This is a genomic window from Winogradskyella sp., from assembly GCF_028289625.1.
Taxonomy (GTDB): domain Bacteria; phylum Bacteroidota; class Bacteroidia; order Flavobacteriales; family Flavobacteriaceae; genus Winogradskyella.
On sequence record NZ_JANQOM010000054.1, the window covers coordinates 1 to 7,047 of the forward strand.

At 38.8% G+C, this 7,047-nt stretch carries 6 protein-coding genes and 1 pseudogene; 6 read left to right on the forward strand and 1 reads right to left on the reverse strand.

The genetic code is table 11. From position 1 onward, the window contains the following. The 4 genes and pseudogenes from Q0992_RS11110 to Q0992_RS11125 all read left to right on the forward strand — a co-directional run. Positions 1-238: pseudogene (locus tag Q0992_RS11110) on the forward strand (acetyl-coenzyme A synthetase); the annotation flags it as partial. A 44-nt stretch (positions 239-282) separates the two neighbouring features. Continuing rightward, the gene (gene lpdA / locus Q0992_RS11115; protein ID WP_299523953.1) at positions 283-1,977 is read left to right on the forward strand and encodes a dihydrolipoyl dehydrogenase; all 1,695 of its coding nucleotides are present in this window, start codon (positions 283-285) and stop codon (positions 1,975-1,977) included. A gap of 20 nt (positions 1,978-1,997) precedes the next feature. Further along, positions 1,998-4,301, forward strand: coding sequence for a molybdopterin-dependent oxidoreductase (locus tag Q0992_RS11120; protein ID WP_299523956.1), 2,304 nt, complete (start codon positions 1,998-2,000; stop codon positions 4,299-4,301). A gap of 33 nt (positions 4,302-4,334) precedes the next feature. Beyond that, positions 4,335-4,937 (forward strand): inorganic pyrophosphatase, encoded by a 603-nt coding sequence (locus tag Q0992_RS11125; RefSeq protein WP_299523959.1) that lies wholly within the window; start codon positions 4,335-4,337, stop codon positions 4,935-4,937. Here the strand turns inward: Q0992_RS11125 and Q0992_RS11130 are convergent. Beyond that, positions 4,924-5,052, reverse strand: a complete 129-nt coding sequence (locus Q0992_RS11130; RefSeq protein WP_299523962.1) for a hypothetical protein — start codon at positions 5,050-5,052, stop codon at positions 4,924-4,926. The genes Q0992_RS11125 and Q0992_RS11130 overlap by 14 nt on opposite strands. A gap of 205 nt (positions 5,053-5,257) precedes the next feature. Between Q0992_RS11130 and Q0992_RS11135 the strand changes: the two genes are divergently transcribed. Continuing rightward, on the forward strand, positions 5,258-6,727 hold the full coding sequence (locus tag Q0992_RS11135) for an LLM class flavin-dependent oxidoreductase (protein ID WP_299523965.1): 1,470 nt from the start codon (positions 5,258-5,260) through the stop codon (positions 6,725-6,727). A 176-nt stretch (positions 6,728-6,903) separates the two neighbouring features. After that, a partial coding sequence (locus Q0992_RS16880) for a dodecin family protein (protein ID WP_367277958.1) occupies positions 6,904-7,047 on the forward strand: 144 nt, incomplete at its 3' end.

Consider the following 7,047-nt stretch of genomic DNA (forward strand, 5'->3'; position numbering starts at 1 on the left):
TGAAGAATTAATTGAAGACTTGTTGCAATTAGTTAAAAGAGAAATAAGTGGGATAGCAAAACCAGATGTACTTCACTGGACTCCTGAACTACCAAAAACTAGAAGTGGAAAGGTTATGAGACGAATTCTTCGAAAAATATCTAATAATGAATTTGAAGACGTTGGAGACATATCAACATTGGTAAACCCATCAATTGTTCAATACTTAATCGACAGCCGCACCAACTACGGTGGCTAGTATCTTTGATTACAATAATTACTTTGTAATCGCGCTAAATATTTATGTTATCCAATATCAAAGTACCTGATCTGGGAGAATCGGATAGCGCTAAGATTGAAGAAATATTAGTTGCCGTAGGAAATAAAGTAGAAGAAGGGGATATATTAGCAGTAATCGAAACAAGTAAAGTAGCTGTTGAGGTACCCTCGCCAGGCAGTGGTGTTGTACAAGAAATATCCATAGCAATTGGCGATGCGATTTCCGAAGGCCAGCTAATAATGTCTATTGAACTTAGCGAGGTGTCACAGGGTGGAGAAGATTCTTCAAGTAAATTCGCTAAAGATTTTGAAAAAGACTTAAAAACGCAAGTTGTTGTTCTTGGTTCTGGCCCTGGTGGCTATTCCGCAGCTTTTCGTGCCGCTGATTTAGGTAAAAAAGTAATTATTATTGAACAAAACGCTACACTCGGTGGTGTGTGTTTAAACGTTGGCTGTATTCCATCAAAAGCTTTATTGCATGCCGCGAAAGTTGTTAGTGAAACAAAAGAAATGGCGAAATTTGGCGTAAAGTTTTACTCATTCAACGTTGATTTAGATGAACTTCGAAAATGGAAAAACAAGGTTATAGCTCAGCTTACAAGTGGGTTAACCGGGTTGGCAAAAAAGCGCAACGTAAAAGTAATCAATGGCGTTGGTACATTTGAGTCTTCGTCTAAAATAAATGTAGTACATTCAAGCGGTAAAAAAATAACGATAGAGTTCGAGCAAGCAATTATAGCAGCAGGATCTGAACCCATAAAATTCAGTGACTTTCCTAATGATGATCCAAGAGTACTTACGTCTACAGAAGCGTTGGAGATTAATTCTATTCCAGACCGGTTGCTTGTAGTAGGAGGAGGAATAATCGGTTTAGAAATGGCGACGGTTTATCATGAGCTTGGTTCTAAAGTAACAATTGTAGAGTTCGCAGATTCATTAATACCAGGTGCAGATGAAAACATAGTTAAGCCGTTACATGATCGTATAGCTAAATTATACGAAGCTATATTTTTAAGTAGCAAAGTCGTCAGCGTAGAATCAACTTTGACCGGTATGTATGTAAAGTTTAAGGGACCAGATGGATTAAAAAAAGATGTTTTTGATCAAGTACTTATAGCAGTAGGAAGAAAACCAAATGGTAGCCTGATTGGTGCTGAAAAAGCTGGAGTAAATGTTGATGAAAGAGGCTTTATTAGTACAGATAGTCAAATGAAAACAAACATTAAAAATATATTTGCGATCGGAGATGTAGTGGGGCAACCAATGCTAGCACATAAAGCAGCGCATGAAGGAAAGGTCGTGGCCGAAGTCATTGCGGGCATGAATAGTCATTTTGACAATAGCCTTATTCCTTCTGTGGCGTACACAGATCCTGAAATAGCATGGGTAGGGCTAACTGAGAACAGAGCCAGAGAACTAGGTATTGAATATAAAGTTGCAATGTTTCCATGGGCAGCAAGTGGGCGTTCATTAAGCATTGAGAGAAAAGAAGGAATTACAAAGACGTTATACGATCCGATATCAAAAAAAATATTGGGAGCCGGGATAGTAGGTACTAATGCTGGAGATCTTATTTCAGAGGCCGCGTTGGCAATCAAAAAGGAATGTACAGCACAAGAAATCGGTGAACTAATTCACCCCCATCCAACGCTTTCAGAAACCATAGCTCAATCAGCAGAGGTATTCGAAAAAACTATTGTTGATATGTATATTAATTAAATCAGATCTAAGAAAGAACAATGAAAAGTAATGAAAAAATAAAAGTCCCTAAAGGATTTTCTAGTCATCACGTGTGTTGTCCCCACGATTGCCCAGATACCTGCTCTATGATTGTTACACGTGATGATAAAACCGGGAAAGCCGTTAGAATTCAAGGTGATCCAACTCATCCGGTCACAAAAGGTTATTTGTGTAATAAAGTAAATCATTATTTAGACCTTGTGTATAACGAAAATCGTGTGCTCTATCCACATAAGCGAATAGGCCCTAAAGGACCCGGTGCAGCGTTTGAACGAATTTCATGGGAGGAGGCATTAGATACTGTAACTGATAATTTTAAAGACGTTATTGAACACTTTGGTTCAGAAGCAATTCAGCCATACTCCTATTCAGGTACATTAGGCATGCTTGGATTCTGGTCCATGGATCAGCGCTTCTGGAATAAAATGGAAGCAGGCAGACTGATCCAATCTATATGTATTTATGCCGCATTTTATGCAAATTTGTATACATATGGATTGGCCAACGGGCCATCTTTACAGGACGCAAGCGATGAAGCTGAGATAATAATACTTTGGGGGTCAAATCTGGTAAGCACAGGAGTGCATGCGGTACCTTTTATTCGTCAAGCTAAAGAGCGTGGCGCTAAAATAATTACCATCGATCCACGAAAAACCCGTACTACGGTAATGTCAGATTGGCATATTCAACCCCGCCCAGGGACTGATGCTGCACTTGCTTTAGGGGTTATGAAAGAAATTGTAGACAATAATTTACACGATATTGAATTTCTACAAAATTATACTCTTGGATGGAAAGAACTCATTGAAACAAAATTACCAAAATACACATTGGATAATGTAGAGAAAATAACAGGTGTTTCGAAAGAAGACATTAGAAAATTTGCGCATGAATATTCGTCAACCAGAAAAACGCATATCCGTGCAAACTACGGAGTAAATCGTCATAGCAATTCTGGCCAGATGTGTAGGGCAATATTAATTCTTCCATGTATTACAGGAGCGTGGAGAGAAGCGTGCGGCGGAGCAGGATTTGGCAATCTTGAAGAAATGTGGCAGCGATTTAATCTAAAATCATTACAACGACCAGATTTGGGTGATAGAGCGTCTAAACGCGCCGTAAATATGGTGCAAATTGGACGAGCTTTAGTGGATAACTTAGATGCTAAGAATAATTTGATGGACCCACCTATAAAATCATTATTTGTTTATAACTCAGATCCGGCCAACTGTGCGCCAAATTCGAATAGAGTGCGTGAAGGACTTATTAGAGACGACTTGTTTGTTACTGTACACGATACATTTTGGACAGAGACATGTAATTATGCAGATATCGTGCTACCAGCAGACACACAATTGGAGCGCACCGATTTGCATGCGGCATATGGTCATTATCACTACAGCATGAATAAACCTGTTATAGAACCGTTGGGTGAGAGTGTAAGGAATACAGAATTGTTCAGATTGTTGGCAAAGAAAATGGATTATCTAGAAGATACTGATAATGCATTTACGCAAACAGATGAAGAAATGATAAGAGACATTCTTTGTGATGAAGGCGAGTCGAATCCATTAATGGAAGGAATTACGTATGAGGAAATAGAAAAAAATGGTTGGGTTAGAGCATGCGTACATTCGGAACGAAGAAATTATCTAAAAAATGGTTGGCCAACACGTAGTGGAAAAATAGAAATATGGAGTGAGAAGTTAAAAAAAGAAGGCCAAGATCCATTGCCTACACATATTCCGGAAATCGAAGGTCAAGAAGATATTGATCAAAGAAAAAAATATCCGATTCAAGTATTAAGTACTGCCACACATTATTTTATTGGTAATTCATTTCAATCAGTAGATAGGCTGCGTGCAATGATGTCTCGTCCCACAGTTGAATTAAATCCTGAAGATGCAAAAGAAAGAGCAATTAGCGAAGGTGATTTATGCAGACTATACAATGATAGAGGTGAAACATTTGCATATGCTGTAATTATTGATGGTCTTATTTCTGGCGTTTGTGGCACTCAAAAACAGTACAAAGGAAGTAATACTGTGGGAGGAGTAAATGCAAATGCCTTGAACTCGGAGTTATTGACAGATTTTGGCATGTCTCCAACATTCTATTCCTGCCTGGTGCAAATAGAAAAAGCAGACCCAAAAGACCTAAAGAAAAAATTGTTAACAAAATGGTCAGGTAAAAAGGGTTACGTCAAGAGATGGCGTGAAATGGAGGGAAATAAAAATATAAAAATCTCGGATGAAGAAATTATTAATTATGCTAAAAAAAATAATCCGGGTATTTTTGACTAAGATATTCTTAATACCACATATTCTAGTATATTCATGACGACTTCTTTTAGTCAGTGGCGTCCACATCCTTGGCATGGATTAGATATTGGGCTTAAGCCGCCATTACTGGTAAATGCTTATATAGAAATTACACCTTTCGATCTGGTTAAATACGAAATTGATAAAAATACAGGATATTTAAGAGTAGATCGCCCTAATCGAACTTCTTCTTTGCCGCCAACACTTTATGGTTTTATTCCTAGAACCTACTGTGGAGATAATGTCAAATCGCTAATGGATAGTGCGAAAGTAGGTGACGCGGATCCATTGGATATTTGTGTGGTCAGCGAACGTCCTATTGCGCATGCAGAAATACTACTTAATGCACGAGTAATAGGAGGTCTACCTATGCTCGATGGAGGAGAAGCAGATGATAAAATTATTGCTGTTCTAGATAAAGATGAGATATGGAACGATGTAGATGATATCGCGGACTTACCAAATTCATTAGTGAATAGACTTATTCATTATTTTACAACATACAAAGCACTGCCAAATGAGCAACAAAGTACTTTTGTCGGTAAACCTTACGGTGCTAAACATGCATCAATTGTTATTAATGCGGCGATTAAAGATTACCAAACTAAATTTGAATAGAGCCCATTCTTACCAATCTTGATATAGCATCAGATTCATTCAAAAAATCTGAAATCCACTTTTCTAAATTCAAGTAGCTCAATTGCGCTATCCCACTGATGTAAATTTGTTTCATATCGAATCATTTTATTTGGTTCATGTAGAAACATTGATGACTTGAAGACAAAAAAAATCGAATAAAAACAATCACTTGCGGAGTAGGCACATAGGTTGCAAGGATAAAGAAGAGAAAGATACATAAAGATTTTTTTCCGATTTTTTTTAAGCAAAATTTTTTCTATTAGAAAGGTTATCCATTTAAAGGAGAGGAGTATTTAGATATGGGAAGTAAAGCGGGTAAGGATCAAAAAAAACGAATTATATTAAATTGCTTTGATATGACATGCGTTAGTCACCAATCATCTGGAATGTGGCGCCATCCAAACAGTCAAGCAGGGCGATACAACGATATCGAATACTGGACAAACTTGGCCATCGAGCTGGAACGTGGTTTTTTCGATTGTATGTTTATAGCAGATGTTGTTGGTGTGTATGATGTTTATCGTGGCACCGCGGCAGCCGCGCTTAAGGATGCGGCTCAAGTACCAGTAAATGATCCTTTTGCACAAATAGCTGCGATGTCTGCTGTGACAAACAATGTTGGTTTTGGATGTACTGCCGCAGTTACTTTCGAGCACCCATACTTGTTAGCAAGCAGACTCACTACTTTGGACCACTTAACCAAAGGAAGAGTCGCTTGGAATGTTGTTTCTTCTTATCTAAACAGTGCCGCTCTTAACATTGGTATGGATCGGCAAATGGAGCATGATGAGCGTTATGATTTTGCAGATGAGTACATGGAGGTAATGTACAAACTTTGGGAAGCTTCATGGGAAGAAGGCGCTGTGCATAGAAATAAAGAAACCGGTATTTTTACAGATCCAAAGAGAGTGCATCCCATAAAGCATGAAGGTAAGTATTTTAAAGTGCCGGGTTTTCACTTAGGTGAACCTTCTCCGCAGCGCACACCGGTTATTTTCCAGGCTGGGGCATCGGGACGTGGGCGCAGATTCGCCGCGGAACATTGCGAAGCGATGTTCATTTTAACGACTGGACCAGAGCATGCTCATAAAGTCACTAATGAGATTCGTGATGTAGTGGAAAAAGCAGGTCGTCCACGCGATGCGATTAAGATTTTTACGTTATTAACCGTTGTTACAGGTTCAACCGATGCGCAAGCACAGCAGAAGTATGAAGATTACTTACAGTATGCAAGTCCTGAAGGCATGTTGGCGCTTTATGGTGGATGGACTGGTATAGATTTCTCTAAACTGGATCCTGATGAGCCATTATCTGCTATGGATAATGACAGTTTACGTACAACTCTTGAATCACTAACGGAAGATGGTGGCAAGAATGTATCTGTGCGTGATGTAATTAAAGAGCGCTGTATTGGTGGATTAGGTCCAGTGCTTGTAGGGGGTCCTGAAAAAGTAGCAGACGAACTGGAACGCTGGGTGGACTATGGAGGAGTAGACGGATTTAACCTCGCATACGCAATTACACCTGGGTCAGTGACTGATTTTATTGATTATGTCAGACCTGAACTGGTAAAGCGCGGTCGTGCACAGACTTCGTATGCGCCCGGCACATTACGTGAGAAGCTAGTACCTCGAGCTAATGGAAGTTATACAGCTGACGATCATCCAGCAACTAAATACCGTGGTTCCTTAGTAGGTGAAGAAAGCGTTGATGATGACACCACTGATTCGCCTTGGGCAGAAGCCGCTACACCATTTCATGCGCACTAAGCTTCAATAACTAATTGCCCAAACGCATAGCTAGTATGTTATGCGTTTTTGGGCAATTTAAATTGTAGATTAGTAGTCAATCATATGGAGTTAAAGAGTTATTTCTATAATTATTTTCTAGAAATTACATAAGGACATGATTTAATTTTAAAATTTAAATACACCAGGAGAATACTATGAGTGACCCTACTTATAAATATATTGATCTAGTTGGAACCTCTAGTGAAGGTATGGATCAAGCTATACGTAATGCTATTTCAAAAGCATCAAAAACTGTAAAACATATTCATTGGTTTTATATTGATGATACACGTGGAACG